Below are 15,690 nucleotides of genomic sequence, written 5' to 3'. Positions count from 1 at the left end.
GTATAGCCAGCAGGTATACGGTTTACTTCACTGAAAACAGCACTTCGCCAGTTGAGACATTCGTACGGAAGTCTGTGGCCTGAATCCATAAGGTATAGTCGCCCTGTGGCAGATCACTTGCGTTCAGCAGTGTATCGAATTCGAGTATCTTCTTATCGGGTAAGGTAGTAAAGTTGATGTGGTCTGCATCACCACCGACCGCACGCACACGTACCTGCAACTCCTTTACTTTGTCTTTGTCGGAGGCTGTCAGCTTTACACGAAGTCCTGACGACTTTGATAACTTTTGGTTGTTAGTTGGATTTCGGATCGTTAAAGCGGGCTTTGAACCATCTGGCTGCAGGCTCCCATCCTCAAACACATCTTCACAGGCCGTCAAAGAGACAACCATCACCGCTGAGGCCAGCAATTTTGTAAACTTCATAAGATAGTAAATAGAGAAAATAATCTAAAGGCCCGCAATTTACTAAATCAATATAATTTACAAAAATCATAAAATAAAAAATATTCAATTTAACAACCCGCATTACGATTAGTTACACAACCCCAAAACCGGCACAACAAACTGATTTCAAATCTTGTAAACAAACTCAGCTCAGCAAATAAAATTTAAACCACCCTTAATAATTCAATTTCACATATATACATAGCCTTAGTTTATTAATAATTAAATACAATTTGTCACTCTACACATATTACCCATATGCTATGTTATGCCCATAGCTTTTGGCTGCACTCATATCAGGCTTTTCCATCAATAACTTATGCGCACTATACCCGTAAAAAATACCGGCGTGCCTATTTGGGCACACCTTAAATTTGTTCTTTTTTCAAACCTAAAAATTAAGTAAAGCTATGAGAAGCTATGAAAATTTGGGTAGCAACCCATACAATGACAACTATAGGTCTGAGAGCAGAGGCTCAGGCAGAAATTATTATTCAGGAGATTACGATCCGACCAGCCGCATAAGAGGCTCCTATGGTAGCGAGTCATCAGGCAGAAGCAGCGATTCTTCCCGCATGGGTGGTTTCGGTAGCGGCCGCGACAGCTACTCCTCATCAGGATATGGCGGCACTTCATCTTATGGCCGCTCCGCTGGCAGCTCTAACTACGGCTCGGGTTCCTCTAACTACGGTTCGGGCTCAAACCGCCGTTACGGCAGCAGCGACTGGGATTCATCTAACCGCTCAGGCGACCGTGATGCATGGGACCGCGGTAGCGACGAAGTAAGATCCTGGTTCGGCGATGACGACGCTGAGCGTAGAAGAAGAATGGATGATATGCGTGATCGTGGCAGCGACAGCTACCGTTCATCAAACCGCGGCTACAGTGGTTCCTCGAACTATGGTGGTTCTAACTACGGCTCGGGTTCATCAAACTATGGCAGTGGTTATAGCAGCGGCAACTACGGTTCCGGCTCTTCTAACTATGGCTCGGGCTCGTCTAACTACGGCTCGGGTTCATCCAACTACGGTTCTGGCAACTACGGTTCCGGCTCTTCCAACTATGGTTCAGGCAATTATGGCTCGTCGAGCTATGGTTCTGGCTATGGCAGCGGCAGCAGCTATGGTTCTTCAGGCTACAGCAGCAACCGCGGCTCCAGCGACTGGGATCGTGACAGAGACAGAGACCACGACAGAGGTTTCTTTGACCGTGCCGGTGACGAAGTAAAGTCATGGTTCGGTGACGAAGAAGCAGAGCGCAGAAGAAGAATGGATGAAATGCGTGACAGAGATCACGACAGCGACTACAACAGCCGCCAAAGAACACATACCAGCTACGGTAACACCTACAGTGGACCTCCGTACTCTTATGGTTCATCCTCTCGCAGAGATTACGAATGGTAATATGAAGGCAAACGGCTTATTAGTCGATGACCTGATATAAACCATACCAAGTTTAGAAAAGCCCGGCCAATACTGGCCGGGCTTTTTGCATGAGAAAAATAGTACAATTTATATATATCCTCCATTGACCTGTTTTCCCCTTCTCAGTAATTTCACCCTGATTAAACCAACCCATTTAAACAGGTATTTCCTATGAAAAGACTCTTACTGATTCTGTGCTGCTTTGCGCTTATGTCAGGCACTGGCTTCGCCCAACAACTTGGCTTTAAAGGCGGTGCAACCTACACAACATTTACCGGTGCTGACACCGACAATTACAAGTATCGGGTTGGGTATACAGGCGGTATATTTCTGCAAAAGCACATCAACAACATGATGGGTCTGCAACTGGAGGCACTTTATACCTCCAAGGGAGCTCGCCGCGAAATCTACTCAGGTAGCAATCTTCAGACAGCTGAGGTATTTAAGCTGAATTACATCGACATCCCTTTGCTCTTTCACGTATCTGCCAGTGGGGTATTTTTCGATCTTGGTCCGCAGGTATCCTTTATCTACAATGCCAGTCATGTGCACGAGGCGCACTCCAGCAACGGCGATAAGATTGTCACCACCAAGCACAACATTTCAGACAACCCTTACACCATTGACTTTGCTTATGTTGGTTCAGTGGGCTACCGTTCTACCAATGGCATTGGCCTGGAAATACGCTACACCGGCGGTTTGAAAAAGATAGATGACGAGGGTGCCTTTGCAAATCGTGAGCGTCGCAATGCCGGCTTCAGCCTGATGCTAAGCTACCTGCTCGGCGGACGCTAGCAGTAACCTTACCATATATCCCAAAGCCCTCCTATCAGGAGGGCTTTTTATTTTGGGTAGACGAGAGCAAAGCAGGACTGTCTCTTTGTGGACAAGTGAGAACGGCAGTTCGAAACTTGCGAGCGAAGCTCAACAGGGGTATCCAGTTGGCCAGTTTCCCACGATATACCACCTACATGGTATAGGCCGGGTCATCTACACCCTTATGGTCCTCTCTAGGGGACACTTTTCTTACTACAAAACCAGCCTCGTTCGTGCAGAAACGCTTATTCAGCAGGTTTCGAACAGTAGTGGTCCCTTCCACCTGAGATAAAGGCGGTATTATTTGCTGGGGCAGGATTCCTCTTCACCAAGATCCTTTCAGGATGACAAAAGACAGGATATTTTGCTTTCTGATCGTCCCTAAAAAACAAAACCCTCGCAAATGCAAGGGTTTTGTTCAATGTAGTTAATAGAAAAATCTAGGTAGTAGTGGTTTTTTAATACGATTAAGCATCTTGCTCCAGGCTGTAGATGTGCTCATAACGTTTCATGTAGTCGCTTTGCTCAAGCACGTTCAGGTCTCTCAGAAGCCCCTCGCTCAAATCGTATACCAGACCGTACAACTTCGGAGGATTGTCAGTCTGCATGGCATTCTGGATAATAGACGTTTTGGACAGATTAAGCACCTGCTCAATAATGTTCAACTCCACCAGGCGACGATGGCGCTGTTCCTCATCCTTGATGCTCAGAAGCTCCGGCTCGTGCAGGCGTATCACATCCTTGATGTTGCGCAGCCAGTTATCGATCAGTCCAAACTGTTTGTTGCTGGCAGCCGCCGCCACACCTCCGCAACCGTAGTGGCCACACACAATGATGTCCTTTACTTTAAGCACCTCCACCGCATACTGTAGCACCGAGAGCAGGTTCATATCGGTATGTACCACCATGTTGGCGATGTTGCGGTGCACGAAAATCTCACCCGGGCCTGTGCCGGTTACTTCATTTATAGGAATGCGGCTATCTGAACAGCCTATGTACAGGTAACGTGGCGTCTGTCCCTTAGCCAGTTTGTTAAAGTAATCCGGGTCTTCGTTGAGCTTACGCTCTACCCACTTTTTATTATTCTCAAATATTTTTTCCATAGTTTTATTTATTCCTAGTGCATATCCAGCACCTGTACTTCTTCTACATTAAACACTTCCACAAATATACCACGTTCGTGCGCTGTTTTCTTGAACTCGTGTATGGCCTCCAGCACATCGTAGTCAATATACTCAGAATTTGCACCATCGATGATCACATGGCTGTTATCCGGCAGTTTCTCCAGCGTCAGCACAATGCTTGCTTTATTCAGGAACGACACGTGCTCGCTCAGTTTGATGCGAATTGTTTCTTTGTCGCGGTGCTCTTCTTTGTGGAAGAAGTAAGGCGACTTGTAATTGGCTTTCAGGATGAAGAATACCCCCACAGCCAGACCGATCAGGATACCTACCAGCAGGTCAGTAAACAGGATGGCCACGATCGTTACCACAAACGGAATGAACTGTTCATGCCCTAATTTAAGCTGCCCTTTGAACAGGGTTGGCTTCGTCAGTTTATAACCCACCATCAAAAGCACGGCGGCCAATGCTGAAAGCGGTACCTGGTTCAGGAAGCCAGCCAGGAACAGGACAGACAGCAGCAGGAATATACCATGTATAAAGGCTGACATCTTGGTCTTGCCACCTGCAGCGACATTGGCAGAGCTTCGCACAATTACGGCAGTCATCGGGATACCGCCCAGCATACCTGCTATGATATTACCGACACCCTGTGCCTTCAGTTCGCGGTTGTTTGGAGTGCGGCGCTTGTGTGGATCGAGCTTATCAACGGCCTCCACACTCAGCAAAGTCTCCAGACTGGCAATAATCGCAATTGTAAACGCAACCACATAGAGTGAAGGGTTCGTCAATTGATCAAATGCAGGCAAGCGAAGCTCGTTCTGTAATTCGCCCATGCTCGAAATGTTTGGCAGGTTCACCAGGTGTGTACCTGCTACCGCCAGCTCAGGGGAATAGTTGAGGAACAAATAGTTGATACCGACAGAGCCAATCACCACGATCAGGGCACCCGGCACCAGTTTAAAGAGCTTGATGCGCTTCATGAATGGCTGCTCCCACAAGATCAGGATCGCCAGCGAGATAATACCAATGATCAGCGCACCCAGCTGTATGGCAGTGAAGGCATGAAGTATTTCAGAGAAAGTATTGCGCCCATCCGGCTGTAAGAAGTTCATTTCACCGAAGAAGTCATCATCGGCACCCATAAAATGCGGAATTTGCTTCAGAATAAGGATCAGGCCAATAGCGGCCAGCATACCTTTGATGACAGAGGAGGGAAAATAAAGACCAATGACACCGGCTTTCAGGAAACCAAGCGCAACCTGCAACACACCCGCCAATACAACTGCCAGCAAAAAGGCTTCATACGACTGCAGGGTTTCGATACCGTTAAGCACGATCACTGTCAGACCAGCTGCCGGACCACTCACACTTAACTGCGAACCACTAAGCAAGGATACCACCAGACCTCCTACTACACCGGTAATAATACCAGCTAAAAGTGGGGCTCCGGAAGCAAGCGATATACCTAAACAAAGTGGTAGGGCAACAAGGAAAACGACGAGGCCAGCGGGAATGTCTTTACCCAGACTGGCAAAATAATCTGATTTGGAAGAGGTGTTTTTCATAATAAGGTGGAGAGTAAAAAATTAGGCAAGCATGTAAACTAAAAGTCCCAACTCACATCCCTGCGCTGACCAACAGGCCAGCTGCAGGAACGTAAGTCAGAATACTCACCTTATGTTTACAAAAGTACGGGGGAGGTATTAAGCCAGTATTAAAACGGCATTAAAATGAAATTAAAATGCGTTTTTGGCCGAAATAAATCCGATTGCCTGCGGTAAACGCAAGGTCACGACTGTCCCTTCGTTTACACGGGAATCTATCGAAATGGAGCCTTTGTGGAGTTTTATGATGCTTTCTGTCAAGGGCAGACCAATGCCATGACCCGTAATATTGCGCACATTGTTTGCCCTGAAAAATGGCACAAATACATGCCTCAGGTCGTGCGGTGCTATACCTACTCCCTTGTCTGCAACCTGCAACACAACCTCCCGCCGGTCAGCGGAAAGCCGCACGGTGCTGTACTCTCCCTTCGGTGAGAACTTGGCGGCATTTTCCAATACATTGACAATGGCAATCAGCAGCAGCGCATCATTGCCCTTTACGATCAGGCGGTCCTCATCATCAGGTAGGTTGTCAAAATCTATGTTGAACAGCGCCCCCGGATGCCGCTTTAGCGCCTGCTCATGTGCCATCCACAGCAACTCGTCGAAACGCAACTGGGACAGCTTGATTTTAGAGGTATCCACGCTTGCCTGCGCTATCTGCAGCAGTCCGTTCGACAGTTCAGCCAAGAGCCGGGCATCTTCGAGAGTGGAGGCCAGCACCCGCTGGTACTCTTCTTTCTCGCGGGGTTTCATCAGCGCCACCTCTAACTCACCGATCATGGCTGTCAGCGGCGTACGCAGTTCATGGGAGGCGTTCGACACAAAGGTACTCTGCATTTCAAAAGCCATCTCCAGCCGGTCCAGCATCTTATTAAAGGTCTGGGCCAGGTGCGACAGCTCGTCTTTGCCGTCCGCATCGCTCAGGCGCAGGTGCAGGTCGGAGGCGCTGATCTTTTCTACCTCGCTTACCACTTTGGTAATAGGACGCAGTGCTTCACGGGCAAAGGCCCAGCCCGCCAGCAGGATCACGACCATCGAGCCCAGAAAGCCCACGATCAGGATGACCTTAAGGTGCTGCAGCTTGCGCAGACTATAGGCATCCACGGAAGAGGAGAGCACGATAAAATCACCCTCATTATCTTCGTAGAGGATGCCCACGACCTGGCGTTCGTCCTGTGCGTACTGCACCATGCGCTCCTCCTTCACTCGCTCCAGCACCTCAGGCGCCACTTCCAGTTCCCCATCTCCGTCTGAGAAAAACAGGCTGCCGTCCTGCCGGTAAATGCTCACCATTTCATAAGGAAGCACCCGGTAGTACCGGATCTGATTGCTGCGGCGTGCCCTTTCGCTCACCTCGTCGGCCTCCAGTATGTGGGCGGCCGTGTCATAGGCCCGGCCTTCGATGCGCTTGTAAAAGTCGTCCTGCCGGTAGAGGGAGGTGAAGTAATAGATCACCAGCGAGAACAGGACCAGGATCAGGGCGAATATACCTGCAAACTGCAGGGTCAGTTTATTGCGGATGGTCATGCGTCGTCCTCCTTGAGCACATAGCCCATGCCTACCAGGGTATGGATCAGTTTACCAGGAAAGCCTTTGTCTATCTTTTTGCGAAGGAAGTTAATGTATACATCAATCACGTTGCTGCCTGTGTCAAAAGAGGTTTCCCATACGTTCTCGGTGATATCGACCCGCGAAACGACACGCCCCCGGTTGCGCAGCAGGTAGTGCAGCAGGGCAAATTCCCGGGCTGTCAGGTTGATGGGTTTTCCGCCGCGGGTCACTGTTTTGCTGCCCATATCCATTTCAAGGTCTGCTATGGAGAGCTTCTCCCCTCCCCCGTTATCACCTGACCGACGGGTAAGGGCACGCAGGCGGGCCAACAATTCTTTAAACTCAAAAGGCTTGGGGAGGTAGTCATCCGCTCCGGCATCCAGCCCTGTGATCTTATCGTCGGTGGAACCAAGCGCTGTGAGCATCAGGATCGGGACCTGCGACTTTTTCTTCCGGATAGCCTGGCACACTTCCAGCCCGTTCATGTGCGGCAAAATAATGTCCAGTATAATGAGATCATACTCGTTTTGCATGGCCATCTTCAGACCAAAATTACCGTCGTAGGCCTGCTCCACTTCATACGACTGTTCTTCTAGACCCTTTTTGATAAAGGAAGCTACTTTGGGTTCGTCTTCTACCAGCAGTATTCTCATATTCCAGTCACCGTTTACGTGTTTACCCGGACAAGATACGAAAAAACGCTACTGAGCCGTCCGGCAGCTTGCAGTTGCGCCAATATCTGTATATTTTAGATGAAGACAAACAGTTTATGGCACACGATCATCACCATCACGGAGGCCACGGCCATCACCATCACCACGGAGGTGACAACATCAAGGTTGCTTTCTTCCTGAACCTGGGCTTCACTGTGATCGAGGTATTTGGCGGACTCTGGATCAACAGCATGGCCATCCTTTCGGATGCCCTGCATGATTTGGGCGATTCGCTTTCGCTGGGCCTTGCCTGGTACTTTGACCGTCTCTCCCGCAAAGGCAGCGATCAGCAGTACTCTTACGGGTATAAACGCTTTTCGCTCCTGGGCGCTGTTATCAATTCAATCGTTTTATTAATTGGCTCAGGTATCGTGCTTTGGGTTTCGATCCCGCGCCTCTTTAACCCGGAGCCCGTGCATGCACCTGGTATGATCGGATTTGCCATACTGGGCGTGCTGGTGAACGGAGCGGCTGCCTTGCGCCTAAACAAGGGGGAATCGCTGAACGAGCGGGTGGCCATGCTCCACCTGATGGAGGATGTATTGGGCTGGGTGGCCGTGCTCGTAGGTGGTATTCTTCTCTATTTCTTTGACTGGCCCATCATCGACCCGCTGCTTTCATTGCTCATCACCTGCTTCATACTCTACAATGTGGTGCGCAATCTGCGCAAGGGCCTTCAAATCCTGCTGCAGGGCACTCCCGCCAACATCAGTTTGCAGGAAGTGCGCCGACGGCTGCAACTTCTCCCTGAAGTGCGCTCCGTGCATGACCTCCATCTCTGGACGCTGGACGGCATGAGTCATGTACTGACCATGCACGCCGTCGTAAATCAAAACCTGAACTTAGAAGAGGCGCACGGTGTGAAGCAGCGTATACGCGATACCATGCAGGACGCGCACATAGACCATGTAACGGTAGAACTGGAAATGCCGGGGCAGGAATGCAGCCAGGAGTACTGTACCCCTGACCTGCCTAATTCTGGTTAAGCTGCACCGCCTGGCGCACCAGGTCGCTGAAATATTCTTCGTCAATATCCTCGAGCGTACGCAGCTTGATGTGCGGCAGCTGCCCGTTGCGGCTTACCAGGCGCTTGTTGGGGTCATCAAGTTCTTTTCCGCGGAAAAAGCCGAAATGAAGTCCGCTACGCGAAGAGGCGAAGTAGCATACGGGGCCGTAAAAGAAATAGCAGGGATTTTCCCAGCGCACACACTCTTCCAGGTGAGCAGCCGTCTGGCTGATGATGCGGCGTACTGCTTGCGCTAATAGCTGTTTCTCAGGTGTAAGTTTGTCGATGTATTCATCGACCTGGTTAGTGGATATCTTGCTTCTCATACAGGGTATGTATCGGCCTGTGTGGCCTGAGCCGTTAATTTACAGCTAAATATACATATCTTTTAATATTGGAGCAAAAAATCTGTCATCGCTTATACAAGGTCCTTCTTATTCGGTTGCAAGGCACTACGTAGTTTCGGGTAGATAAACCTGTCTTTCACAAATACTTATACCTCAGGTATAGGGTCAGGCCATTTCCAGATGCTGTAATAACCTTTCTTCCAATTCGTCGAGCTGGCAGAAGCCGCTGGTGAGCAGTTCCGGCCCCATACCTCCTTCCATGTATACACTGGGCAGGTTCGTAACCCCTAGCATTTCGACAAACTCAAACTCCTTCTCGGTCGCGTCAATGATCTCCTCAGCCTCAAACAAGGTATAGAACAGGTTTTCCTGGATGCCAAAAGGGCGGACCGCATGGGCGAGCACCTGCGGATCAGCCAGGTTCAGGCCATCGGCATAGAAAGCAGAGTGCATGGCCCGCAGTATCTCAAGCGTGAGCGCAGGCCTGAGGCGACGCACCACGTGCAAGGCGCGGCAGGCGGGCTCTGTGTCGTACACAAAGTCTTCCCGCAGAAACAGGCTGTAGTTAAACGGCAGACTGGTACGCTCCTGCACCCGGTGCCAGTTCACCGCCAGTCGCTCCCGCTGCTCACGCGAAATAGGCTCTCGGGCAAACGGGTGGAGCCCTCCGGCCACAACTTCTACAGTCAACCGACCATGCCATAAGGCGCGCAAACGGCGGATCACGTGCGTGAAACCGTAGCACCAGGCGCACATCGGGTCGGTCACATATAGCAGTACAGGGTTGTAAGGACTATTGGTCATAGGCAATTTTTACACTTCCCTTAGGTTTTACCCCAATGCCGGCAGATAGGTTCAGGCATAAATCATCTTTATGGTCATGCCGCCGTCTATCACCAAATGCTGCCCTGTGATAAAGCCGGCTTTGTCGGAGCACAGAAAAAGCGCTGCTTCAGCGATATCCTGCGGCTCTCCTATACGGCCTACCGGGTGCTGCTCCTTGTCCTGGCGGGTATGCTGCGGCTCGTAGCGATTCTTCTCTTTTTGCCAGGGCCCGGTTTCGATCCAGCCGGGTGCGATGGCATTTACCCGAATGCGGTCAGGTGCCAGACTAACGGCCAGTGAATGCGTGAGCGCCTCCAGTCCGCCCTTGGAGGCCGAGTAGGCAAAGGTATCGGGTTCAGACATGAAAGCGCGTGTGCTCGTGATATTCAGGATGGCAGGATGCGCTGACTTGCGCAGCAGCGGCAAACCATATTTGGCACAAAGCATTGGCCCACGCAGGTTTACAGCCAGCACCCTGTCAAATTCGGACATCTGCATTTCATCCGGATTGCCAATAAAAGGATCGGCTATACCTGCATTGTTCACCAGCACGTCCAGCTGCCCATGCTCCTCCTCTACTTTTTGCATCAGCGAAACCACCTCCTGCTCGACGCTCACGTCGCAGGGCATAAAGCTGGCAGTCAGCTGTCGGGCCTGCAGGCGCTGCAAGGCCTCTTGTCCAGCTTCCTCATCGGTGTCTGTCAGCACGACGTGACCCCCCGCCTGCGCAAAAGCCTGGGCTATACCCAAGCCTATACCTTGCGCTCCGCCGGTAACCAGTACTACTTTTTTTGTATAATCTGCTGTAGCCATACGTTCTGTTTTATCTCTCTATACCTGTCTGCATCCAACAGCAAACCCGCTGCCGGGCAGGTGCTATACCTGGCCACGCAGCGGGTTTGCATTGCTGTGCCCGTCGGCTTATCTTTTCTCGAGCTGGCGCTTGAGTTTATCTTCTACGTTCTTCAGCAACTCATACCAGTTGTCGCCATTGTCTTCGGCAAACGCGTCGGTGCCGGGTATACCTACTCGCATGCTCAGTTTCTTGGCATCGGTCGCGTGGTTCGCCTCTTCCTTGAAGTACACGTCCACAGAGTCTATCTTTTTGGCATGGCGCTTCAGTTTAGAGATTGTGTTGCGAATATGCTGCTGCACGTCGTCTGTAATTGATATGTCTACAGCCTGTACGTCAATCTTGATTCCTTCGAAATTCTCTGTATAATTCATGTTCTGTCTTATAAGTATGGTGTAAAACGGGAGGCTTTGTTCAGAGCATCCCGGTGCTGAAATTAAACGGTCGCCTGCCATTAAGGTTTACGCTGACAAAGTGCCCTGCGAAGCAACATCGCCCCGGCACCGTTCGTTTTTATGCATAATCACCCAAGGTTTACCGTTATGCAAAACTTACCCATCAATTGGCTGACAGAAGGATTGCTTGACTTTGAATATAAAAAATACCGCCTGCTGGCCTACCTGCAGGCAGTCCGGTCCGAGTTCGGGCAACAGCGCCTCTACCCTGTCTTTTCTGACCTGATCATGCACTACCGTAACCTGCAACAGGTGCGCGAGCATAAGAAGCTGGTATACGAAGCCTTTCCTCAGCAGATCACCCGCGCAGATTTTGAGAAGCTGGAGCTGGTATATGAAAAGATCGTAGAGGATGACGAAACCATGGCCCAGATCGAAGAGGTGATCCAGTATGCCGCGCCGCTTTTTCAGGAGGCCGTGTACCAAGGCAGGGAGCTGTATGACTTTATAGAGCGTCACCTCGAAATCAATCCTGTGGGTATTACGCCGATGTATTTCAACGAGGGCTACCTATTCCTGGACGCCTTTCCGGGCAAGGAAACGCAGGTGTACGTATACCGCATCACCGTTTTTGAGAACACCTATGAGAAGTACCGGGGTATCAACACACAGCTGGTCCGCACCGTGCGCCGCGGGCTTGCCCAGACGCACGAAAACCTGAAGGTACAGCTGGTCAAAGAAAACCAGGAGCTGCCCAATCCTGCCACGTTTGTGGTGGTCGCCAAGGTTCCCTGCCCGCTCGACAGCGCCCTGCTTCCCATAGCCAAACGATCGCTGGTGAAGTATGTGACGCGCCTGGCAGCCTAAGCCGGACTTGGTGCAAAGGGTATAAATTTATACCTTCGAACTTCAGAAAACGAGAAATACACCATGGAGATCAACCTCACCCGCGTAGACCAGGACTATCACTTCGAAGCCAGAGGCGCCGCCAATGTCGCCATTAACATAGATGCCAACCCCGAAATTGGGGGCCACAACGAGGGCGCCCGCCCGATGGAGCTCATGCTGATGGGCCTGGGCGGCTGCAGTGCCATCGATATTATCAGCATCCTCAAAAAGCAGCGCCAGCCCATCGAAAGCTTTGATATCAATGTAAAAGCAGAGCGCCAGAAGGTAGAGGAATTCAATCTCTTCAGCACCATTCACATTCACTTCAAGATCGGTGGTCAATTGGACGAGGACAAAGTACGCCGTGCCATTGAGCTCTCGCTGGAGAAATACTGCTCTGTCGCCGCGATTCTATATAAAACAGCCACGATCACACATTCTTTTGAGATTGTGTAGTTAGGGGTTAGTTGCCCCTTGTAGGTCACCTCTCCCCTTTTAAAGAGGGCCCCTCCCCAAGACAGGGGAGGGAGACTTGGGAACGATTATCATCCCCCTGCCCCCTTCTTTGTCGAGGGCCCTACCCCCAAGGGGGACTTCTCTAGAAGCTGCTTATTTTCAAGTATAGCTGCGTAATTTCTGTCTTTAGCTGTTCCTGCTGGTTATACCCACCCCTGCCCCTCCCAAGAGGGGATTTTCTGCCACTGCCATTCAACAGGTATAGGCTTCGTAGCACACATACCACTGGCGGGTATAGCACGACATACTTGCACGGCGGCTATGAAACAGATCACTGAGCCAGGTGCACTTTTTGGCGCTCCACTGTTGGGGGTGAAGGGGTCCCTCTTTCGAGAGCGTTCAGCGAGTGGGGGTAGGGGCCCTCGATTTTTTTATCAAGAAAAAAAGTAGAGTCCGCCCGGCCAGGCCAAGTTACTATACCATCCCACTATACCTTAACAAACCACCTTTCCCTCCACGAACCTCCCCTATTTACCGACGAATGGCTTATAGGCTATATTAGGCTATTCATATAGAAATGCGACGCCTTGGTATATTCCGTTTTCAGGAGTCAAAAACCCGGTTTTTCTTTACACCAGCAAGAATTTACAGAAGACCGGAAATATGAAAAGAGAACGTATACACCAACTCGAAAAAACTATGAAAAAGAGCTTGCTGCTCGCCCTGCTGGGACTGAGCACAGTGCCGGCTCTGGCACAGGCACCGCAGGCTGCCCCACAACAGCAGGCCGCCTCAGGTATGGCCGTGCCGCGCGGCAACGCGACCATCACAGGTACCGTGCAGGACGCTGACACTAAAAAGCCTGTGGAGTTTGCTACTGTTGCGCTGATCAACCTGGCGACAGGCAAACCGATTGACGGGGCCATGGCTGACGACAAGGGCCGCTTTACGATCAGCAAGGTAGGCGTAGGCAAGTACAGACTGCAGGTGAGCTTCCTGGGCTATCAGCAGAAGCTGGTAGAGGATGTGACAGTGAGCTCCGACAACGCCAGCGTGAATGTGGGTGCCGTGGCCATTGCCTCTGATGCCAAGAAGCTGAGCGAAGTCGTGATCACAGGCGAGAAGCCGCTGGTAGAAGAGAAGATCGACCGCACGGTATACAACGCCGAAAAGGATATCACCAATTCGGGTGGCAATGCGGCGGATGTGCTGCAAAAGGTACCTGCCCTTTCGCTGGATACAGACGGCAACGTACAGTTGCGCGGTAGCTCTAACGTGCGTGTACTCATCAACAATAAGCCGTCTGCTATTATGGCGGGTAGCGTGGCAGATGCTCTTAAGCAAATCCCGGCCGACCAGATCAAGTCTGTGGAAGTGATCACCAGCCCTTCTGCGAAGTATGACGCCGAAGGTACAGCTGGTATCATCAACATCATCACCAAAAAAGACGGTGGACTGCAAGGTGTGACCGGTTCGGTAGCTGCCACAGCGGGCACGCGAAACAGCAATGCCAATGCCAGCCTCAACATCCGTCGCGGCAAACTGGGCATCAACGGCACCTTTGGTGGCAACATGTTCTATAACCACGGCAACATGAGCAACACCATCCTCGCCGGCAATACTACCAGTTTCCAGTCTGGCAAGACACGCATCAATGGCTCGTTCATGAACGCGCTGATCGGTTTTGACTACGACCTCAATCCGAAGAACAACATTTCGGGCAGCATCCGCAGCAACGGTGGTACTTTCAAAATGGAGAATGACCAGGAGGTGAGCAGCCGTGAAGGCAATACCCTGATCCAGGACTTCCGCAACGAGATCCGCAACCGCAACGAGCGCATCGGCACAGACTATAACCTGGACTATACCCGCACGTTCAAGAAGCCCGGCCAGGAACTTGCGCTCCTGTCGCTTTACTCGGTTACCAATACTGACAACGACATTCGCCAGGACTACCTGAACGAAAGCGAGAACCCTTACCTGCTGAAGCGCAACCTGAACGAAGGTGCTAACAAAGAGCTGACCTTCCAGGCGGATTATACCCATCCGTTTGCTAACAAAACGATGCTGGAGCTGGGTACCAAGTCTATTTTCCGTGATGTGGAAAGTGACGCCCTGTACCGCGACATCCTGAGCTCTGGGGACGAAACCCGCCGCACCGATGCCTTCTTCTATGAGCAGGATGTGTACGCTACTTATATGACCTACGGCTTTATGCTGAAGAAAAAGCTGAACGTGAAAATGGGTGGCCGTTACGAGTATACCGATATCAACGCCGACCTGCAGGGAGACAACGACTACGCGCTGAACTATGATAACTTTATACCGAGCGTGGCCCTGTCCTACAACCTGAATCAGAAGCATACCTTCCGCGCCAACTTCACGCAGCGTATACAGCGTCCTTCCCTGTTCTACCTGAACCCATATGTGCAGGAGCAGACTTCCAACACCCGTGTGCAGGGTAACCCGAACCTCGATGCCGAACTGACGGACCTGTTTGAACTGGGCTACAGCACCTTCTTCAAGACGACATCCCTCAGTGTGACCGGTTACATGCGCCAGACGGACAATGCGATCGAAACGGTGGCTAACATCGAAAGGGAGACAGACACTAACGGCCTGCCTGTGGACGTGACGACTCTTACATTCGACAACATCGCCAAAAACAAAACTTATGGGGTAAGCTTGTTCGGAAATACCAAACCGACCAACAACTGGACCATCGGCGGTAGCTCCAACATCTATTATGTAGACCTCAACGGCAAGTATGCCAGCAACAGTGGCTGGATGTACAACATCAACGCCAACTCATCTTATACCTTCGGAAAAGGTATATCAGCACAGTTCAACGGTGGTTTCAACTCCCGCCGCATCCAGCTGCTGGGTGAGTTTGCTGCCTTCTCGTACCACACCATCGCGATCAAGAAAGACCTGTTCGACAAGAGAGGTGGTATCAGCCTGGGCCTGGACAACCCGTTCAGAGAGAGCATGCGCATGCGTAACGATGTGCGTGTGGAGGAATCACCTACCAACCCAAGAGCCTATACCCAGCAGATCCGCATCAACAACTTCAACCGTGGGGTGCGTGTGAGCTTCAACTACAACTTCGGTAAGATGGAGCAGCAGCGTCCGCCTAGGCGCAAGAAGAGCATTAAAAACGATGACGCCAAGCAGGGAGACAGCAACGGCATGAACTAAAACCTAAAACCCTTAACCAGCAAAAAGCCCTCCTGACAGGAG

15 protein-coding genes are annotated in these 15,690 nt (G+C 51.0%); 6 read left to right on the top strand and 9 right to left on the bottom strand.

Annotated features, from left to right (window positions below; translation table 11 throughout):
• Positions 1–22 precede the first annotated feature (22 nt).
• On the bottom strand, positions 23–424 hold the full coding sequence (locus tag BW972_RS14070) for a hypothetical protein (RefSeq protein WP_007651966.1): 402 nt from the start codon (positions 422–424) through the stop codon (positions 23–25).
• Between the two features lie 431 nt (positions 425–855).
• Here BW972_RS14070 and BW972_RS14065 point away from each other — a divergent pair, with 431 nt between their 5' ends.
• Both BW972_RS14065 and BW972_RS14060 read left to right on the top strand, forming a co-directional pair.
• On the top strand, positions 856–1,848 hold the full coding sequence (locus BW972_RS14065; protein ID WP_076422593.1) for an SWFGD domain-containing protein: 993 nt from the start codon (positions 856–858) through the stop codon (positions 1,846–1,848).
• A gap of 192 nt (positions 1,849–2,040) precedes the next feature.
• The gene (locus tag BW972_RS14060) at positions 2,041–2,664 is read left to right on the top strand and encodes a porin family protein (RefSeq protein WP_007651971.1); all 624 of its coding nucleotides are present in this window, start codon (positions 2,041–2,043) and stop codon (positions 2,662–2,664) included.
• 488 nt (positions 2,665–3,152) lie between these two features.
• On the opposite strand, the gene BW972_RS14055 is transcribed toward BW972_RS14060, so the two are convergent.
• The 4 genes from BW972_RS14055 to BW972_RS14040 all read right to left on the bottom strand — a co-directional run bounded on the left by BW972_RS14055 (position 3,153) and on the right by BW972_RS14040 (position 7,620).
• Positions 3,153–3,788, bottom strand: coding sequence for a carbonic anhydrase (locus tag BW972_RS14055; RefSeq protein WP_007651974.1), 636 nt, complete (start codon positions 3,786–3,788; stop codon positions 3,153–3,155).
• 14 nt (positions 3,789–3,802) lie between these two features.
• Entirely contained in the window at positions 3,803–5,374 is a 1,572-nt protein-coding gene (locus tag BW972_RS14050; protein WP_007651976.1) for a SulP family inorganic anion transporter, read from the bottom strand.
• 171 nt (positions 5,375–5,545) lie between these two features.
• Positions 5,546–6,943, bottom strand: coding sequence for an ATP-binding protein (locus BW972_RS14045; protein WP_007651977.1), 1,398 nt, complete (start codon positions 6,941–6,943; stop codon positions 5,546–5,548).
• Positions 6,940–7,620, bottom strand: coding sequence for a response regulator transcription factor (locus BW972_RS14040; RefSeq protein WP_007651979.1), 681 nt, complete (start codon positions 7,618–7,620; stop codon positions 6,940–6,942). Before BW972_RS14040 ends, BW972_RS14045 begins: the two co-directional genes overlap by 4 nt.
• Before the next feature lie 116 nt (positions 7,621–7,736).
• On the opposite strand from BW972_RS14040, the gene BW972_RS14035 reads away from it, so the two are divergent.
• The gene (locus tag BW972_RS14035; RefSeq protein WP_076422716.1) at positions 7,737–8,666 is read left to right on the top strand and encodes a cation diffusion facilitator family transporter; all 930 of its coding nucleotides are present in this window, start codon (positions 7,737–7,739) and stop codon (positions 8,664–8,666) included.
• On the opposite strand, the gene BW972_RS14030 is transcribed toward BW972_RS14035, so the two are convergent.
• From BW972_RS14030 to hpf, 4 genes are all read right to left on the bottom strand, one after another.
• Positions 8,653–9,012, bottom strand: a complete 360-nt coding sequence (locus BW972_RS14030) for a DUF1801 domain-containing protein (protein WP_076422592.1) — start codon at positions 9,010–9,012, stop codon at positions 8,653–8,655. The genes BW972_RS14035 and BW972_RS14030 overlap by 14 nt on opposite strands.
• 186 nt (positions 9,013–9,198) lie before the next feature.
• The gene (locus BW972_RS14025) at positions 9,199–9,837 is read right to left on the bottom strand and encodes a DsbA family protein (protein ID WP_076422591.1); all 639 of its coding nucleotides are present in this window, start codon (positions 9,835–9,837) and stop codon (positions 9,199–9,201) included.
• A 51-nt stretch (positions 9,838–9,888) separates the two neighbouring features.
• Positions 9,889–10,671 (bottom strand): SDR family NAD(P)-dependent oxidoreductase, encoded by a 783-nt coding sequence (locus BW972_RS14020; protein ID WP_076422590.1) that lies wholly within the window; start codon positions 10,669–10,671, stop codon positions 9,889–9,891.
• Positions 10,672–10,779: 108 nt separating this feature from the next.
• Complete coding sequence (hpf, locus tag BW972_RS14015) at positions 10,780–11,085, bottom strand: ribosome hibernation-promoting factor, HPF/YfiA family (RefSeq protein ID WP_007651995.1); 306 nt, start codon at positions 11,083–11,085, stop codon at positions 10,780–10,782.
• 168 nt (positions 11,086–11,253) lie between these two features.
• On the opposite strand from hpf, the gene BW972_RS14010 reads away from it, so the two are divergent.
• From BW972_RS14010 to BW972_RS14000, 3 genes are all read left to right on the top strand, one after another.
• Complete coding sequence (locus tag BW972_RS14010) at positions 11,254–11,973, top strand: hypothetical protein (protein ID WP_076422589.1); 720 nt, start codon at positions 11,254–11,256, stop codon at positions 11,971–11,973.
• 63 nt (positions 11,974–12,036) lie between these two features.
• On the top strand, positions 12,037–12,450 hold the full coding sequence (locus BW972_RS14005) for an OsmC family protein (RefSeq protein ID WP_076422588.1): 414 nt from the start codon (positions 12,037–12,039) through the stop codon (positions 12,448–12,450).
• Between the two features lie 699 nt (positions 12,451–13,149).
• Positions 13,150–15,648, top strand: coding sequence for a TonB-dependent receptor (locus BW972_RS14000; protein WP_076422715.1), 2,499 nt, complete (start codon positions 13,150–13,152; stop codon positions 15,646–15,648).
• The last annotated feature ends 42 nt before the right edge of the window (positions 15,649–15,690 follow it).

The sequence above is a fragment of the Pontibacter lucknowensis genome (genome assembly GCF_900156415.1).
Taxonomy (GTDB): domain Bacteria; phylum Bacteroidota; class Bacteroidia; order Cytophagales; family Hymenobacteraceae; genus Pontibacter; species Pontibacter lucknowensis.
Note: the sequence above shows the minus strand (reverse complement) of the source record. Positions and strands in the feature narration are given on the sequence as shown.